Source organism: Myxococcus sp. CA051A (genome assembly GCF_013336705.1).
Lineage (GTDB): Bacteria > Myxococcota > Myxococcia > Myxococcales > Myxococcaceae > Myxococcus > Myxococcus llanfairpwllgwyngyllgogerychwyrndrobwllllantysiliogogogochensis.
In genome coordinates this window covers 158269-174711 of sequence record NZ_JABUMS010000008.1, presented here as the reverse complement: position 1 = coordinate 174711, position 16443 = coordinate 158269, and the positions used below count along the sequence as shown (strand labels likewise).

15 protein-coding genes are annotated in these 16443 nt (G+C 69.4%); 10 read left to right on the top strand and 5 right to left on the bottom strand.

Features of this window, described 5'->3' with window-relative positions:
* Positions 1-4 precede the first annotated feature (4 nt).
* Positions 5-1108, bottom strand: coding sequence for a hypothetical protein (locus tag HUA74_RS23645; RefSeq protein ID WP_174456354.1), 1104 nt, complete (start codon positions 1106-1108; stop codon positions 5-7).
* A 325-nt stretch (positions 1109-1433) separates the two neighbouring features.
* Between HUA74_RS23645 and HUA74_RS23640 the strand changes: the two genes are divergently transcribed.
* On the top strand, positions 1434-1616 hold the full coding sequence (locus HUA74_RS23640; protein WP_174456353.1) for a hypothetical protein: 183 nt from the start codon (positions 1434-1436) through the stop codon (positions 1614-1616).
* A 62-nt stretch (positions 1617-1678) separates the two neighbouring features.
* On the opposite strand, the gene HUA74_RS23635 is transcribed toward HUA74_RS23640, so the two are convergent.
* On the bottom strand, positions 1679-2248 hold the full coding sequence (locus HUA74_RS23635) for a cysteine hydrolase family protein (RefSeq protein WP_174456352.1): 570 nt from the start codon (positions 2246-2248) through the stop codon (positions 1679-1681).
* 111 nt (positions 2249-2359) lie between these two features.
* Here HUA74_RS23635 and HUA74_RS23630 point away from each other — a divergent pair, with 111 nt between their 5' ends.
* Both HUA74_RS23630 and HUA74_RS23625 read left to right on the top strand, forming a co-directional pair.
* Positions 2360-3343, top strand: a complete 984-nt coding sequence (locus tag HUA74_RS23630; RefSeq protein WP_141641448.1) for a GlxA family transcriptional regulator — start codon at positions 2360-2362, stop codon at positions 3341-3343.
* A gap of 78 nt (positions 3344-3421) precedes the next feature.
* Positions 3422-3772: a nuclear transport factor 2 family protein gene (locus tag HUA74_RS23625; RefSeq protein ID WP_174456351.1), complete on the top strand. Its 351-nt coding sequence runs from the start codon at positions 3422-3424 to the stop codon at positions 3770-3772.
* 67 nt (positions 3773-3839) lie between these two features.
* On the opposite strand, the gene HUA74_RS23620 is transcribed toward HUA74_RS23625, so the two are convergent.
* Complete coding sequence (locus HUA74_RS23620; protein WP_174456350.1) at positions 3840-4868, bottom strand: hypothetical protein; 1029 nt, start codon at positions 4866-4868, stop codon at positions 3840-3842.
* 263 nt (positions 4869-5131) lie between these two features.
* Here HUA74_RS23620 and HUA74_RS23615 point away from each other — a divergent pair, with 263 nt between their 5' ends.
* Entirely contained in the window at positions 5132-6145 is a 1014-nt protein-coding gene (locus tag HUA74_RS23615; RefSeq protein WP_174456349.1) for a M91 family zinc metallopeptidase, read from the top strand.
* 57 nt (positions 6146-6202) lie between these two features.
* On the opposite strand, the gene HUA74_RS23610 is transcribed toward HUA74_RS23615, so the two are convergent.
* On the bottom strand, positions 6203-8089 hold the full coding sequence (locus HUA74_RS23610; protein WP_254625230.1) for a PAS domain S-box protein: 1887 nt from the start codon (positions 8087-8089) through the stop codon (positions 6203-6205).
* A gap of 302 nt (positions 8090-8391) precedes the next feature.
* Between HUA74_RS23610 and HUA74_RS23605 the strand changes: the two genes are divergently transcribed.
* The 4 genes from HUA74_RS23605 to HUA74_RS23590 all read left to right on the top strand — a co-directional run bounded on the left by HUA74_RS23605 (position 8392) and on the right by HUA74_RS23590 (position 12641).
* The gene (locus HUA74_RS23605) at positions 8392-9219 is read left to right on the top strand and encodes an AraC family transcriptional regulator (RefSeq protein WP_174456347.1); all 828 of its coding nucleotides are present in this window, start codon (positions 8392-8394) and stop codon (positions 9217-9219) included.
* Positions 9220-9294: 75 nt separating this feature from the next.
* On the top strand, positions 9295-10095 hold the full coding sequence (locus HUA74_RS23600) for a GNAT family N-acetyltransferase (protein ID WP_174456346.1): 801 nt from the start codon (positions 9295-9297) through the stop codon (positions 10093-10095).
* Between the two features lie 110 nt (positions 10096-10205).
* Entirely contained in the window at positions 10206-12083 is a 1878-nt protein-coding gene (locus HUA74_RS23595; protein ID WP_254623737.1) for a M48 family metallopeptidase, read from the top strand.
* A gap of 141 nt (positions 12084-12224) precedes the next feature.
* Positions 12225-12641, top strand: coding sequence for a hypothetical protein (locus HUA74_RS23590; protein WP_174456345.1), 417 nt, complete (start codon positions 12225-12227; stop codon positions 12639-12641).
* 56 nt (positions 12642-12697) lie between these two features.
* On the opposite strand, the gene HUA74_RS23585 is transcribed toward HUA74_RS23590, so the two are convergent.
* A complete protein-coding gene (locus HUA74_RS23585; RefSeq protein ID WP_174456344.1) occupies positions 12698-13402 on the bottom strand; it encodes an NADPH-dependent F420 reductase in 705 nt (234 codons plus the stop codon).
* Positions 13403-13717: 315 nt separating this feature from the next.
* Between HUA74_RS23585 and HUA74_RS23580 the strand changes: the two genes are divergently transcribed.
* Together HUA74_RS23580 and HUA74_RS23575 are read left to right on the top strand one after the other, a co-directional pair.
* The gene (locus HUA74_RS23580) at positions 13718-15769 is read left to right on the top strand and encodes a PAS domain-containing sensor histidine kinase (protein WP_174456343.1); all 2052 of its coding nucleotides are present in this window, start codon (positions 13718-13720) and stop codon (positions 15767-15769) included.
* 56 nt (positions 15770-15825) lie between these two features.
* Positions 15826-16422, top strand: a complete 597-nt coding sequence (locus tag HUA74_RS23575) for a hypothetical protein (protein ID WP_174456342.1) — start codon at positions 15826-15828, stop codon at positions 16420-16422.
* The last annotated feature ends 21 nt before the right edge of the window (positions 16423-16443 follow it).

The window sequence follows — 16443 nt, the reverse complement described above, 5'->3', positions numbered from 1 at the left end:
GCGCTCAGGGGCGCGCCTCGATTGGAGGGAGCGGGACGGCGCGCAGGTTCTTCTCCCCTCCACCAAGGGCCAGGGAGGCCCCATCGCGGGAGAACGCGAGGGCGCGGAACGCGCGGCTTCCGGCCTTGTACGCGCTCCAGCGCCCCTCCTTGCCGAGTTCGATGACGAGGCCGTTGTTGGTGACGATGACTCCCAGTCCATCCGCGCGGAAGCCGAGGGCGGCCCCTCGCGTGGACGGGCCCGTCGTCAGGCCGCGCGCGAGCATCGACAAGGAGTGGCGCGCGAGTTCCTCGCCGCTCGTTGCGTCGAGCACGAGCATGTCATGGCTCATCCCGCCACCAACGGTCACCAGGCGGTGCAACGCGGGGTCGAGCGCCAGGTCCGTGACGGTGCCGTCGATGACATTCCGAGACGGCGGGCGCTGCCACAGCAGCCGGGCGTCGGTGAGTCGGATCGCGCTGATGCGGGAGTAATGGGTGGTGGAGTAGAGGATGTCTCGGTCCGGGGACAGGACCGCCTTCACCTCCTCGTCGAACAACAAGGCGGGCAGCAGGGGTTCGCAGGTGAGCGTGGCCAGGGAGATCCTCACCAGGGACGGCTCCGGCGTCACGAGCGCGGGATGCGCGGCGGCGAGGGCCGGGTCCACCCTGCGCGTCTCGGACCTCACCGGGTTCCCGTCCGGGAACGCGAGCTTCCAGTTCGGGGACTGGGCGATGAAGTGCGCGTCGTCGACCCATACGAAGGGCCGCATGACGGGCAGCGTGTGGACGACCTGGAAGGAGTGCAGGTCGATCAACTGGCAGCAGGCATGCTGCCCGCCGATGCGCGCGCCTCCCGCGAGGAGCCAGCGTCCGTCCGGCGAGAGCGCCCCCGGGCCGATGAGGCCTGGGAGCTCGGCCTCGAGGTCGAAGCGGGGTCCGCTCCGTCGCCGCAGCCGCCCAAGCTCACGGGCGAGGTCGGGGGACTCGACGACCAGGAGCGAGCCTCGCGGCTCGAAGGCGAGGAACTCGACGAAGGGGAGCGTGTCCTTCGCGACGATGGTGGGCGCCGCGCGCGGTGACGCGGGCGCGGACCGGGGGAACACCTCCGTGCACTCAACCCTTTTCATGCGGGGACGCTATCACGAGCGCACCAGGCGCCCACCCCTGAGCGCCATGCCAGGAGGGCACGCTACGCCGCGAAGCGCGGCTCGCGAGGGTGAACGGGCAAGCTCTCGGCCACATCGCGCAGCGCGGCTCGCGAGGATGAACCGGTGCGCATCTCCGCCACATCGCGAAGCGCGGCTCGTGGAGACGTACCGGCAAGCCGCTCCGCCACGCCCGACACCGATGCGGCCTCCGCGCCAGGCGCAATGCCGATCAGTTAGGTGGCCCTTGCATGGGCCTACCAAGCTGGTGCGTGTTGAGATGGAGTGAGCCGCGGATGAGGCCGGCGTGGAGCCGACGCGCATCAGCTTCGTCAATGCGCTGTCGCTCATCCGCAACGCATGGCTGGTCTGGTCGACTCCGCCGCTGGCTCCCGGACGGATTCCGGAGCACCTGCTCGACCTGCGCAGGCACTGGGACTGCTGCTACTCCCGGAACGAAGAAGCGAGAGGCGCTACCCACGAGTCGTAAAGATGAGCAACTACGACAAGAAGTGGGTGAAACGCCCCCGCCCTCACTGACCGGCATTGGCGCTAGCGTCCGGACTGGGCGAGGAACTCGGCCGTCGGTACGAGCTTGCCGTAGCCCATGCCGAGCGCCGCGAGGAACGCGGCGTGGACCTGCGGCGCGGAGACGTGCTGGCCGTTGAACTCCAGGCTCCGGGCCGCGCAGGCATCGTGGAGGATGGTGACCGCGTAGCCCTGGTCCGCCGCCGCGCGCGACGTGGCGTCCACGCACATGAGCGTCATCATCCCGGTGACGACCAGGTGCTTCACGCCCAGGGCCCGGAGGCGCTCCTGGAGGTCCGTCTCCCGGAAGCTGTTGGGGAAGTGCTTGAGCACCACCGCTTCGCCGGGCCGGGGCTCGACGCGGGAATGGATCTCCGCCCCCGGAGTCCCCGGCAGGAAGAACGTGGCCCCGGGCTGCGGCGACTCGTGACGGATGTGGATGACCGGCAGGCCCCGCTCACGGAAGAAGTCGAGCGCCGCCCGTGCCTTGCCGGCCGCCACGTCGGCGCCGTCCAGCTCGAACCGACCTCCGGGGAAGTAGTCATTCTGGATGTCGATGAGCAGCAGGGCAGTGTTTTCCAGGGGCGTGTCCATGGGTGTTCTCCTCCAGCGGGTTCTCGTCTGTTGTCCGGCTGAATATCCAGGCGCCGCCCCCGGCAGGAGTGCTCGGATTGACAAAGTCCGGGCGGAAACCGACAAGCGCTCATGGCCGCCAGGTCCTCGTCACTCCACATCGCGGTGTTGGCCCTGGAGGGCTGCGTGGCCTCCAGCGTGACAGGACCGCTGGATGTGTTCGCCATGGCCAACCTCCTGAGCCGCGAGCAGGGCCGGAGCGAGCCCTTCACTGCCGAGCTGGTGTCCGCTCGCGCTGGCCCCGTTCGGAGCTTCCACGGCCTGGAGCTGGCCGCCGCGCGGGTGCCGGCCCCCACCGACTGCTTCGACGTCGTCTTCGTCCCCGCCGTCATCGGCAACCTGGAGGGCAGCGTGGCCGAGCGGTCCACGGCGGACTGGCTTCTGGGGCAGCACGCGAAGGGCGCGCAGCTGGCGGCGGTATGCGCCGGTGCCTTCCTGCTCGCGAAGACGGGCCTCCTGGATGGGCGGGAGGCCACCACCCACTGGGGCCTCGCCCAGGACTTCGAGGCGCGCTATCCGCGCGTGGCGCTCAAGCCGGAGCTGCTCCTGGTGGACCACGGCGACGTGCTCACCGCGGGCGGCGTGACGGCGTATCTGGACCTCTGCCTGCATCTGGTGGCGAAGCACGCCTCACCGGAGCTGGCGGCGCTGTGCGCGAAGATGCTCCTGGTGGAGCCCGGCCGTCGGTTCCAGGCGCCCTATGCGGTGCATGCCGCGCCTCGGGGCCACGGGGACGATGCCGTGCTGCGCGCCCAGGAGTGGCTGGAGGCCCACCTCTCCGGCCCGGTGAGCCTGTCGGGCGCCGCCGTGGCCGCGAGCCTGGGAGAGCGCACGCTGCTGCGCCGCTTCCGCAAGGCCACGGGTGACACGCCGCTGGATTACGTCCAGCGCCTGCGCGTCGAGGCCGCCCGGCGCCTCCTGGAGACGACCCCTCGCACCGTGGAGGACATCTCCCAGGCCGTGGGCTACGCGGACACCACGTCGTTCCGCCGCCGCTTCAAGGCTCGCACGGGGCTGACGCCCGACGCCTACAGGCGGCGCTTCGCCTTGCGTTGACCGGAAAGCAGTTCGCTCAATCCTGACACACCGGTGTCAGCGCCCTGGGAGAGGGTGGAGGCTCTTTCGGAGGTCGACATGGGAAGTCCAGCGGAAGTGGTGAAGGCGTACTTCGACGCGTGGAGCGAGAAGGACGAGGCGAAGTTGCGCGGCACGCTCGCGCCCGACGTGAGCTTCGTCGGTGCGCTGGGGACGGCGGACGGGGCCGACGCGTGCGTGAAGGGGTTGGTCAACGGCATGTGGAAGGTGTCGCCCCAGGTGACGGTGCTGCACCGCTTCGTGGACGGTGCCGAGGTGATGACCTGGTTCGAGATTCATCCCTCCGACGGAGCTCCGATTCCGGTCGCGAACTGGAGCCACGTCGAGAACGGGCGCATCACCCGCATTCGCGTCACCTTCGACCCGCGTTCGCTCCTGGCGAAGCGCTGACCGACGGCGACCTTCGGCTGTCCTGGAGCTGAGGCGGCCCCAGGACAGCCGCTGATGAGGCGCGCCGCTATTCGATGGAGGCGACCTTGTCGTCCTTGTCGAACGTGACCTTCACCTTGGAGATCTTGCTCTTCCAGTAGGTCCAGACGGTGGAGTCGAACGAGGGCGTCTCGTGCGGCGGAGGAGGGCCCCACGCCATGCGCACGGCGGTGCGGGACATTCCGGTCACCACCTCCGACGCGGAGACCTTCTTGCGGTCCTCCGCCGACAGCGTCGCGAGCTTGGGGGCCTGGTCCTCGGGGGCGAACGCGGCCTGGAACAGCGCCCAGGTGTCCGCGCCAGAGCGCGAGTCATTCTCGAACACGAACTCCTTGCCCGTCTCCACGACCTTGAAGCTCACCTTCGAGTCGCTCTTGTCCAGCACCTCCACCCGGGTGTTGAACGGGAGGATGGGGCCCTTGAGGTAGTTCACCCAGGACAGGGTGTCGCCCTCGAAGTGGAAGTTCGCCGTCGCGTGGTGGAAGACCTTCTCCGTGGGGACGGGGGCGGGGGCGGGCGCCGGCTCATCGCCGAACGAAACCACCTTGCCCGCGCTGTCGAAGACCACGTCGAACGTGGAGAACTTCGAGCTCCAGTAGGTCCACTTGGTGCTCTCGAGCGACAGCGTCCGGTGCGGCGGCGGCGGGCCCACGGTCAGCAGCACCGCGTCCCGGGACATGCCCTTGGCCAGCTCACCCGCCTTGACCTGCTTCTGCTCTTCCGGCGTGAGCGCGGCGATTCGCGCCGCGGGGTCCGTCGCCGCGAAGAAGCCGGGGAACAGCGCGACGGCGCTCTTGCCCAGGCTCTTGTGGGAGACGAACTTGAACTCGGCCCCCGAGTCGAGCACCTTGCAGCGCACCTCGTCGTCGCTCCGCTTGAGGACTTCGACCTTGGTCCCGACGGGAATCGACAGCCCCTTGCCGCGATAGTTCACCGCGGAGAGCTGGTTCTTGTTGAGCAGGAGGTTGGCCTGGGAGAACAACACCTCGGCCTGGGCACTCACGGTCGTCAGCAGTCCCAGTGCGAGCAGGGTGCTGAGCACGTTCTTTCGATTCATACGATGGATGAGCCTTGGGTGGATGAAGGGCGTGCTTCTAGGCGCCCACCCCGGGGTTTGCCAGTCTGGAGGGCGCCGCGCCTGATGACGGCGGTCATCAGCCCCTTGTTCACGGTCATCAGCCAAGGCGCTCCGAAGAGCCCCACGCCTGGTGGAACCTCTTGAAATCAGGGCGCTCCACGGCCGCTGTTCGCCACGGGGAGGCTGGCACACCGGATGCTCTAGGGAGCCTCGTCACCGACTCCCTCCAGAGGCGATCCCCCATGAAGCTCCGCTCCAAGCCGTCTTCCCTTCGGTCCCCGTCCTCCTCCCCCAGCTCGCGTTCCCGGAGCACCAGCGCTCCCCCGAAGCTGGAGACGAGCTCGCCGAAGTCGCCGGAGAAGAGCCCGCCGAAGAAGACCGAGTCGGCCCCGAAGCCCGACGCTCCCCGCCCGACCCCCGCCGAGCTCCAGAACGGCAAGAACAACCTCAAGCCGACGGACTACGGCGTGGCGCACCCGGACCTCCAGGGCATCCGGACCCGCCGCGACAGCGGCCAGTCGGGCGCGGACTTCGCCGACTTCACCTCGGATGTCCGCGACTCCACGCACCGGCTGACGAGCAAGCCCGAGGGCGGCCGGTTGATGACGGAGCTCAATGACCGGACCTCCCACGTGAATCCGGGGGCCATCGGCACGCAGCGCAACCCGCTGACGGTGGCGGACATCTACTCGGGCCGCGACGCCGCGATGCCCATGTCGCACGCGCCCCGGCACAACGGCGGCCTCGACTCGCTCCGCCCCGCGTACCGCTACGAGGGCCAGCCCGGAGCGGGCACCGCCAGCCGCATCAACTACAACGAGAACGCCCCGGGGCAGCGCTTCAACAGCCTGGGCCACGAGTCGGTCCACGCTTGGCGCGCGGCCAATGGCGTGCAGGTGAGCCCGCTGGCGGCCAGCAAGCACCACGACGCGGACGTCTTCAAGCGCTTCCCCGAACACTCCGCCAACATGAAGGACACCGTCGAGACGCGCCTGCGTCTGCGCGAGGAGTTCGAGACGGTGGGCCTGCGTCCCACGCCGCACACGCCCGCGGGCTGGGCCCCCACCGAGAACAAGATTCGCCAGGAGCACGGGCTGCCGTCCCGCCAGGACTACTCGGGCATGCTGCCGGACCGGAACCAGAACGACGTCAACCTCGGCAACTATGACGCGGGCTCGGACACCCGGAACCCGTTCCAGAAGATGCTGGGCACGCCGTCGCCCATCGGGAAGATTCTCGGCGACCTCGAGAAGTGAGCTCCCGGGCGCGGCCCTTCATTCAGAGGGGCCGCGGCTCGCCGTCGAGAGAGGACTTCAGCGAGGCGCCGAGCTGCGCGCGTGGCGGGGCAGGGTCACGATGAACGTGGTGCCTTTGTCTGTCGAGGACCGCACGTCGATGCGGCCCCCGTGCGCGTCGACAATCGACTTCACGATGAACAGGCCGAGTCCCACGCTGCGGCCCGCCTTGTCCACGCCGTCGGTGCCCCGCTGGAAGGGCTGGAAGAGGGCGGGGAGCTGGTCCTCCGGAATGGGCGCCCCCATGTTGTGCACGCTGAACGTCACCTGCTCGCCGTCGCCCTGACAGGCGACGTGGATGGGCGTCTCCGGCTCGCCGTACTTCAGGGCATTCGTCACCAGGTTCTGGAGCACCTGGGAGAGCCGGTCCCCATCCCACGAGCCCTGCCCGTTTCCGCGCAGCTCCACGCGGACCCGGGCGGAGGGGTTGGCCGCTTCCACCTCCTCCACCATGGCGCGTATCAAGGCGTGGAGGTCCGTGGGGCCACACTCAATCCGGATGCCGCCGCCCATCCGGGCCTGGGTGAAGTCCAGCAGCTCGTTCACCATCCGCACCGCGCGCGCGGCGGAGGACTGGATGCGGGCCGCCAGCTTGCGGACACCCGGGTCCAGCCCGTCCTGCTGGTTCAGCCGGGCGGCCCCCATCAGGATGGCGCCCAGGGGATTGCGCAGGTCATGGCTCACGATGCCGATGAGCTGCTGTTCGAACTCCGCTTGCCGCCGCTGCTGCTCGACCGAGTGCTCTCGCTCCTTCGCCAGCCTCCGCTCGGCGGTGATGTCCTGGAGCAGCGCCACATAACCGCCCGGGTCCTGCCCCGGCTCCCGGTGCGCGATGAAGGTCACCTTCACGTCGCGCGTGCCGCCCAGGCGATAGGGGACGTCGTGCTGCTCGAACGAGAAGCTCTCGCCCGCGAGGCCTCGCTTCACGTACGGGCCGAGCACGGCGTACGCCGCCTCCCCGATGACCTCCCGGATGGACCTTCCCCGGAGGCTGTCCTGCTCAATCCCGAACCACTCCTCATAGGCCTTGTTGACCCGGCCGTAGGTCTCGTCCGGTGCGACATACGAGACGAGGACGGGGATGGCGTCGAGCAGCACGCGCAGCTCGGCCTCGCTGGCGCGAATCTTCGCGTCCAGGGCTTCACTGTGTCGCCTCACGCGCGTCTGCTCGGTGACGTCGCGGAAGACGAGCACGGCGCCGGTCAGGTCGCTCGCGCCCACGCGGATGGGGGCGGCGCTGTCCTCGATGGGGACTTCGGAGCCGTCCTTGCGCGACAGCAGCGTGGCCCCGATGAGTCCCTGGGGCGTGCCGAGCGTGAGCACGCGGCCCACGGGGTCCTCCACCGGGGCCCGCGTGCCCGCGTCGATGAGGCGGAAGACCTCCGACACGGGACGCTGGCGCGCGTCCGAGTCATGCCAGCCGGTGACCCGCTCGGCCACGGGGTTGAGGAAGGTGATGCGCCCGGCCCGGTCCGTGGTGATGACGGCGTCGCCGATGCTGGAGAGCGTCGTCGCCAGGTACGCCTCGCGCTCGCGCAGCTGCTGCCCCTGGGCCCGGATGCGCAGGAGGCTGCCCACGCGCGCGAGCAGCTCCGCGTCGTCATAGGGCTTGGCGACGTAGTCGCTGGCCCCGGCCCGCAGGCCCTCCGTGAAGTCCGCGTGGGCTCCGCGCGCGGAGAGAATCAGGATGGGCAGCGAGACGTCATCGTAGTGCTCGCGCACGTAGCGGCATGCATCCAGGCCCGAGACGCCCGGCAACTGCCAGTCCAGCAGGAGCACGTCGGGAGGCGGACCCTGGGTGAGCCGCTCGAGCATCGTCTCCGCGTCGCGGAAGGTCTCGACCGCGTGGTGCTTCGACAGGAGCGCGCGAGCCCGCTCCATCTGCATGGCGCTGTCATCGACCATCCACACGCGGGCCGGGTCCACCGCGCGGGGAGGTGCAGGGTCGATTCCAGGGCCAGGGATGCGCGAGTTCACGAGTGGGGCGGGGGAGGGATTGGAGCGGCGAACGGTGAGGCGAGGATTGCGTTGCGTAGCACGGAAGCGAAGGTGCCGTGCGAACACGACGTTCCGCGTTGAACTCATTCGCGGCCCGTGTGAGGTCCCGCTCGGCTGGCGCTGCGATGTTCATGAATCTGGACATACGCTGGCGTCGCCCTGGAAGCCGACCCGAGCTGGAGCGCCACGTGACAGGACCTGCGAGACGGATGGAACCCCTGGCCTCGGTGGCCTGGGAGGGCGTGGGCGTGGCCCTCTACCAGCATCAACAAGTGTGCACGGCGGAGCACCATCATCCGGAGTCGCAGCTGCTCATGCCGCTGGTCCGCCAGTCCCTCCAGGGACGGTGGCGGCCCGCCGGGCGTCCGGTGGACCTTCGCGTGACCTGCGAGGAGGTGGGCGTCGTCAGCCCCGAGCAGCCCCATGCCTTCGCGTGGGCGGAAGGCGCCCAGGTGGTGTCCTTCTTCCTGCACCCGGAGCGGCTCGCCGTGCTCAGCGGGGAGTCCGGCGCGGGGCGCGGACTGCGGTCCATTCCGTCCGCGTGTCAGAGAGACCCGGTGCTGCGGGAGCTGCTGCGCGCCAGCGGCGAGGCGCTGCGTGACGGCCTGCCACCCGCGCGGTTGGAGATGGAGGCGCTGGCCACGGTGGTGGGGCTGCGGCTGTTGCGGCTGGATGGGCAGCGGCGGCGCGCGAGCCTCCAGGCGGTGGGCCTCGCGACCTGGCAGCTTCGTCGCGTCACCGACTTCGTGGAGGCGAACCTGGACGGCCCGCTGGGACTGGAGGCGCTTGCGGGAGTGGTGGGGCTGAGCCCGTCGCACTTCGCTCGGAGCTTCAAGCGGGCGACGGGGAGCACGCCGCACCGCTTCGTCCTGACGCGGAGACTGGAGCGGGCCCGGGAGCTGCTCGTCACCAGCGCGCTGCCACTGGGGGACGTGGCGCAGGCGACCGGCTTCTGCAGCCAGAGTCACTTCACGGCGCTGTTCCGTGCCCGTCATGGCGCCACGCCCGCGCGCTTCCGCCGTGCGCGGCGGGCGTGAAGCAGCGCACGATTGTGACAAGCGGCGCCGGAAGCCGGTAGACGCCGCCGTCCGTCGTGGATGAGGGTGCGCGCCATGCAGCCCTCTTCTTCGCCGTCACGTCTGGTCGTGGACCCCTTGCTCGCCCGACGCCTGGAGCTGGCCCAGGCCGCGCAGAATCGCGGGGCCACGCCGCCCTCCGGTGTCCTTCAAGTCGCGGGGGGCCTGGCCCTCTTCAACGGCCCCGACTCGCCCCTCACGCAGGCGCTCGCGCTGGGCTTGGAAGAGCCCGTCAGCGCCGAGGACCTGGACCGGGTGGAGTCCCATCTGGGCCAGGGCGGCGGCGTGCTCCAGATAGACCTGCTGCCCTTCGCCCATCACACGCTGGCCCAGGGGCTGGCACAGCGGGGCTACCAGGTGGGCGAGTTCCAGCAGGTGCTCGTGCGCGAGTTGCCGGGAAGTCCCACTCCGCCGACAGTCGCGGAGGTTCGTCCCCTTCGCCCTGGCGAGGCGGAGGTCTTCTCGCGCACGGTGGCCCAGGGCTTTCTCGGACGCGAGGAGGTGTCGGACGCGGAGGCCTCGCTCATGTTGGGCACGGCGTCGATGTCGGGCACCACCTGCTTCCTCGCGCTGGTGGACGGAGAGCCCGCGGGCGGCGGCACCGTGGCCCTGCATGACGGCGTGGCGACGCTGTCCGGGACGGGGGTGCGGGAGCGCTTCCGGGGCAGGGGGCTGCAGCAGGAGTTGATTGCCGCGCGACTGGCGTGGGCCCTTCGCCAGGGGTGTACGTTGGCGGCGAGCAGCACCCTGCCGGCCAGTGCGTCTCAGCGGAACATGGAGCGCATGGGGTTCTTCATCGCGTACCCCAAGGTGGTGATGATGCGGCAGCGCTCGTAGCGCCGTGCGCGGCTGTGTCGGGCATCAGTGTTCGGTCCTGGCATGGCGGGAGTTCCAGACTCTTGGGAACGGAGACGTGCGCCAGGGGGCTGGTGAGGGGACACCCGCCCATGCGTAAGATTCCCGGCACCGAAATCATGCGCCCTACGACAACCGCTCCCGGCTTCCTGCGCGGCTATGTGCTGCCCGCCCTCTGGCTCTTCGCCCTCCCTCTCTTTGGTCTGTGGTTCACCGGCCACGCCACCTCCAGCGTGGACGGGGACGTGCTCTCGTCCATCGAGCGGCAGGTGGCCCAGGACACCCAGCTCGACGAGCAGCAGCGGCAGGAGACCCTGGCCTTCTTCCGCGCCGTGCCTGCCTCCGCGGCCTGCCTCAGCACGGATGCGGAGCTGGCGAACTTCCGGAGCAACCTCGGTGGGGTGTGCAAGGACGTGCAGCAGTTCGACTGGATGCACAGCCTGGCGCTGGGCTTGCTAGCGCTGGGGCTCGCCACCACGGTGATTGCCCTGTTGTGTGGCCTGGCCGCGTTCGTCTCTCGCCCCTTCCAGTACGGCAGCTTCGTCATCGGCTGGAACGTGCTGCGCGTCACCGGGGCGCTCCAGGCGATAGGCCAGGGCGGCCTCGCCGTGTGGCTGTCCTATTGGGTGACGGCGCTCTGGTTCAACCGCTACTCCCCCAAGCTCATCCTGGTGGTGGGCGCGCTGGCCGCCATGGCCATCTTCCTGGTGGTGGTCGGAATCTTCCGTCGTCCGCCCATGGACTTCGAGGTGGAGGCGGAGGTGCTCGAGGAGTCGAAGGCGCCGGAACTCTGGGCGCACGTGCGCAAGCTGTGCGCGCGGCTCCAGACGCCTCCTCCCAACAACATCCTCGCGGGCATCGACGCCAACTTCTTCGTCACCGAGGGCGACGTGCGCGTCGGGGACCGGACGCTCTCGGGCAGGACGCTCTACGTGAGCCTGTCCCTGCTGCGCCTCCTGGAGCAGTCGGAGGCCGACGCGGTGCTCGCGCACGAGATGGGGCACCTGCTGGGCGGAGACACGGGGCACGGCAAGCGGCTCGCGCCGATGCTCGCGCACTTCGGCCAGTACCTCCAGACGCTGCACGAGGGCGGACTGACGCGGCCCATCTACCACTTCATGGTGGCCTATCGCGGGCTCTTCGAGCTGTCGCTGGGACGCAGCCGGCGTGCGAGCGAACTCGCCGCGGATCGCCTCGCCGCGGGCCTCACCTCGGGTCGGGACATCGCCCGCTCGCTCGTGAAGGTGGGCGCGTACGCGGGCTTTCGTGAGCGCGTGGAGTCGGACCTCTTCTCCCGCGACGAGCGGCAGCAGTCCGTGGCCATCGCCCGGCGGGTCGCCCTCGGCTTCGCGGAGTACGCGCAGTCCGACGCCGTGCATGGCGACCTGCACGGGACGGTGACGCCACATCCGTTCGACTCCCACCCGCCGCTCTCCGCGCGGCTGGAGAACGTGAACGCGCGGCTGGCGCCGGCGGACATGGCGCAGGTGCTGCTCGAGCCGGTGACGTTCTCCTGGGTGACCACCATCGAGGACGTGGACGCCATCGAGGCGCGGCTGTGGGGCGCGTACGAGGCGCGCTTCTCCCAGGCACACGACCTGGTGCTCGCCTACCGCTACGTGCCGTCCAACGCGGCGGAGCGCGAGCACGTGGAGCGGCACTTCCCGCCGCTGACCTTCGAGGGCAAGGACGTCGGACTGGACGCCCAACTGGACTTCGCACAGGTGAGCTACACGGAGTGGGAGGAACCCGTGTTGCTCGAGCACGTGACGAACGCGAGCACCGAGGACCGCATGTTCAAGAAGTACCTGGATCTGCAGCTCGCGGGCGAGGGCCGCTCCAAGGAGAAGCGCTCCATCTGCTTGAGCAAGCTGAAGGACCCGGACGCCCTGCTGCGCGCCTTCGAGCACTACCTGGGGCGCAGCAGGGCCATGAAGGAATACCAGGCGCGCTCACAGCAGGCAGCCTGAGGCGCGGGCCGCGGTGAGCCGCAATCAGTGGCGCCCTCCCGAGCCGCGAGCGGGAGGCTGAAGCAGACACCATGGACATGCTAGAAATCTGTCCATGAACCTCTCGCTCGGGCTGATGACTGGATTGGGTGTGGCGCTCCGATGGGGCCGTCCATCAACTCCAAGCGTTATGCGAATCTGGAGAAGATCGCCGCCGAGGACCTCAAGTGCTCCGAGGAGCTGACGCCCACCTATCTCGGCGAGAATCAGTACCAGCTGAGCGGCTGCGGTACCTCCGGCACCTATGAGCTGCGCTGTGTGATGGGGCAGTGCTCCTGGGTTCCCGACGTGAAGGCTCGCGCGGAGTTCGACCTGGGCTGTGCACGCGCGCAGCTCGAGTCGACGCGGCTCGACAAGCACACTGCGGGTGTCACGGGTTGCGGCAAACGCGCCACCTACCGGCTGCTCGGCTCGCGCTACTCGTTGAGCTGGGTGCTCAACTCCCAGGTGAGCCAGGACGAGGTGGCGCCCGCACCCGCGCCAGCGCCCGCATCCGCAAGCGACGTCTCGCCGCTCTGAGTGCACCGGGGGACGCGTCCCAACCTGGGGCCGCGCCACCCCGCCTGCCGACGCGGTCAGCCCTTCTTCTGCGCCTCGAAGAACGCCTTCGCCGCGTCGTCCGCGGCCTTGCGGTACTCGGGGATGCGGCTCCGGTCCGCCGACGCGAGCGCTTCCTTCAGGCTCCGCGCGTCGAGGTCCCGGGTGTAGCAGGGCGTCCCCGGCTGCTGGCGCCACGACTCCTCGAGGCCGCCCACATCGACCGCGTCGAACCCGAGTTCGTCGACGAGCCGGAGGACCTTCGCTCGCGCGTCGGGCGGGTCGCCCGCGACGGGGAGCGCGATACGCCCGGGAGTCCCCTTCGGCGTGCCCTTCTCCGCCAGGGATTGGGAGTAGATGTTGTTGAACACCTTGACGACCGGCCGCCCGAGCAGGCCGCTGACCCAGGAACTCTCAATCTGTCCTCCCGTCAGCGCGGAGATGCCGCCGTCGCGGCTCGGGTAGTAGTTGCCGGTGTCGATGACGACCACGTCCGAGGGGACGCCCGCGAAGAGATTCTTCGGCAGGTCCTCCACCGCGCGCTGGGGGATGGTGACGACCACGACCTCGCCCCCGCGAGCGGCCTGTTCGACGGTGACGGGGGTGGCTCCAATCTCGGCCGCGAGCGAGCGGAGCGAGTCCGGTCCGCGCGAGTTCGCGATGACGACCTCGTGACCCAGCTTCACCCACTTCCTCGCCAGTGCCGCGCCGATATGGCCCGCGCCGATGATTCCAATCTTCATCTGTCACTCCGGTTGGTAGGGGGACGGCAAGGCGTGCGCCTCGCCACCTGACCCCGGTGATAACCCCTTCGCCGCGCGGGCGCTCGTGAGAGAGGGGGCGCCGAGCGAGGAGGGCATCCTCCGACAGGAGGTCCAGGGCCCGCGGGAGTGTCCTGGCCTGCGAGCGGTGCCTCCGTGAGCACGCGATGTCGAGGATGCGGCTGTAAAAAGGACCGGCCGGCCGCATGGGCGTGCCCGGCGTCGCGGAGTTGTTTCATGCAAGGGAGCGATGCTCTAGAACTCCGCTCCCGCGGCACGACCCGGGAGCGCGACCACGTGAATGCGGAGGAGCTGTTCAGCGGGACCGGGGAGATGGCGGCCCGGATGCGCGCGATGGACTGGGCCTCGACTCCCGTGGGCCCCGTGGAGCGCTGGCCCGGCTCACTGCGGACCACCGTCCAGACCCTCCTCCACTCGCGCCACCCCATGTTCCTCTGGTGGGGCCCCCAGCTCATCCAGTTCTACAACGACGCCTATGTGCCCAGCTTCGGCAAGGGCAAGCACCCCGCGGCCCTCGGGCGGCCGGGCCGGGAGACGTGGCCTGAAATCTGGCCCATCATCGGACCGCAAATCGAAGACGTGATGCGCGAGGGGAAGGCCAGCTGGAACGAGGACCAGCTCGTCCCCATCTTCCGCAACGGCCGCATCGAGGACGTCTACTGGACCTATGGCTACTCCCCGGTCTTCGACGAGTCCGGGAAGATTCAAGGCACGCTGGTGGTCTGCACGGAGACCACCGGGCGCATCCTCAGCGAGCAGGCCCTGCGGCGCAGCCAGGACCGCCTGCGCCGGGTCGTGGAGGCCTCCGGGGCAGGCACCTGGGAGCTGGAGGTCGCCACCAGGGTGCTGACGGCGGATGCGCGGATGACCGAACTCTTCGGGCTGCCGGAGCAGGCGGAGTACGGCATCCCCCAGTTCCTCGAGCGCATCCATCCCGATGACGTGGATGCCGTGCGCGTGAGCATCGCCGCCGCGCTCGCGGGGGAGACGAAGGGTCATTACCTGCGGGAGTACCGGGTGAGAGGGGGCTCGGGTGAGCGGCCTCGCTGGGTCGAAGCGCGAGGTCAGGTCTCCTTCGACGCGGAGGGAAGGGCCACCCGGTTCATCGGGACGGCGCTCGACATCAGCGAGCGCAAGTGGGCGGAGGAGGAGGGCCAGCTCGCGCGTCAGGAACTCCAGAGCTTCCTGCTGCAAGCGCCGCTGGGCATCGCCATCCTCAGCGGGCCGCGCCACGTCTACACCTTCGTGAACGCCCCTTACATGTCCATGCTGTTCGGAGGGCGCCCGGCCACGGACCTCTTGCACCTGCCCGTCCGGGAGGCGCTGCCGGAGCTGGAGGGGCAGGGGTTCCACGAGATTCTCGACGGCGTCTATCAGACGGGCAAGAGCTTCCATGGCACGAAGCTGCGCGCGTCCATGGTCCAGTCCGACGGGGCCGAGCGGGAGCTGTTCATCAACTTCACCTACCAGGCGAAGCGCGACCCGGCCGGGCGCATCGACGGCATCCTGGTGGTCATCTACGAGGTGACCGACCAGGTCAACGAGCAGAAAGAGATTGAGCAGCTCGCGGAGAACCTCCGCGCGGCCATCGTCTCGCGGGACACGTTCCTCGGGGTCGCCTCGCATGAACTCAATACGCCGCTGACCACGCTCAAGCTGCAGGCACAGATGAGCAAGCGGCTCTTCGCGAACCAGGGCCTCGCGGCGTTTCCGCCCGCGCGCTTCGAGAAGCTGCTCGACACCACGCTCATCCAGGTGGACCGGCTGGGGCGCCTGGTCAATGACATGCTCGACGTGTCGCGCATCAGCACGGGCAAGCTGACGGTGATACCCGAGGAGACGAACCTCTCCGACCTGGTGCGGGAAGTGCTGGGTCGTTTCACGCCCCAGTTCGAGGCCGCTGGAATCCAGCTCGAGCAGCAGGTGGCGGACGGCCTCGTCGTCCGTCTGGATGCCGCGCGAATCGAACAGGTGCTGACGAACTTCATCACCAACGCCATCAAGTACGCGCCCGGCAAGCCGGTGCACGCGAAGCTCGAGTCGCGGGAGGGCTGGGTGAAGTTCAGCCTCCGGGATGAAGGCCGTGGCATCCCTCCCGAGCATCACGAGCGAATCTTCGTCCGCTTCGAGCGCGCGACTTCCGCGAGCGAGTCCAGCGGTCTGGGGCTGGGCCTCTACATCTCCAAGCAGCTCATCCTGGAGCATGGCGGGAGGATTTCGGTCGAGAGCGAGCCGGGCCAGGGCGCCACGTTCAGCTTCGAGCTGCGCCAGGGCGCGAAGGACTCACCCGGGCCGTCGGGTCGGGGCGGGCCCACCCCCCGCTCTTGAAAATGAGACACGCGCGCCGCAAGGTGGAGGACCCCCTGACAGGGCGAGGTCCGAGCATGGCCGCAGTGATTCTCGATGCCCGCTGTGTCGCTCCCTTCGTCGTCCGCGTGCGCTTCAGCGACGGGCACGAGGGCGAGGCGAGCCTCAAGCCGTGCCTCTTCGACTGGGAGCCCGCGCGCGTCCCCGACCTCACCGAGGAGACGCGCGACTGGCTGCGCTCGCCGGAGAACTTTCAGACCGTCCGCGTGGACCCCGAGACGGGCACGCTGGCCTGGGGGGACGTGAAGCCGTTCAGCACGTCCCTGGTGTACTGGCGCGTGGAGCAATACCGGATGAAGGTGACCGTTCGCTCGAAGCAGGGCGAGGTCCTCTCCAAGCTGCTGCTCGGTGGACGGCACGAGGTCTGGTCCAGTCCGCTCACCGTCGGACGGGCGGCGACCAACGTCATCGTCGTGGACCAGGAGGGGGTGGCCGAGCACCAGGTCAAGGTGACGGTCGGCGGGGGGCACCACCCCTGCTTCTACATCGAGGCGGTGGAGGGCGTGACGACGGTCGGCGCCAAGCAGCTGTCGACGCCCGGTGAGCGCTGTCGGGTCTCCGCGCGGGAGCCGCTCCTGCTGGAGGTGGGTGCGTGCGTCGTGGATATCGAGTGAAGTCGAGCCTCCCCTCCTGAT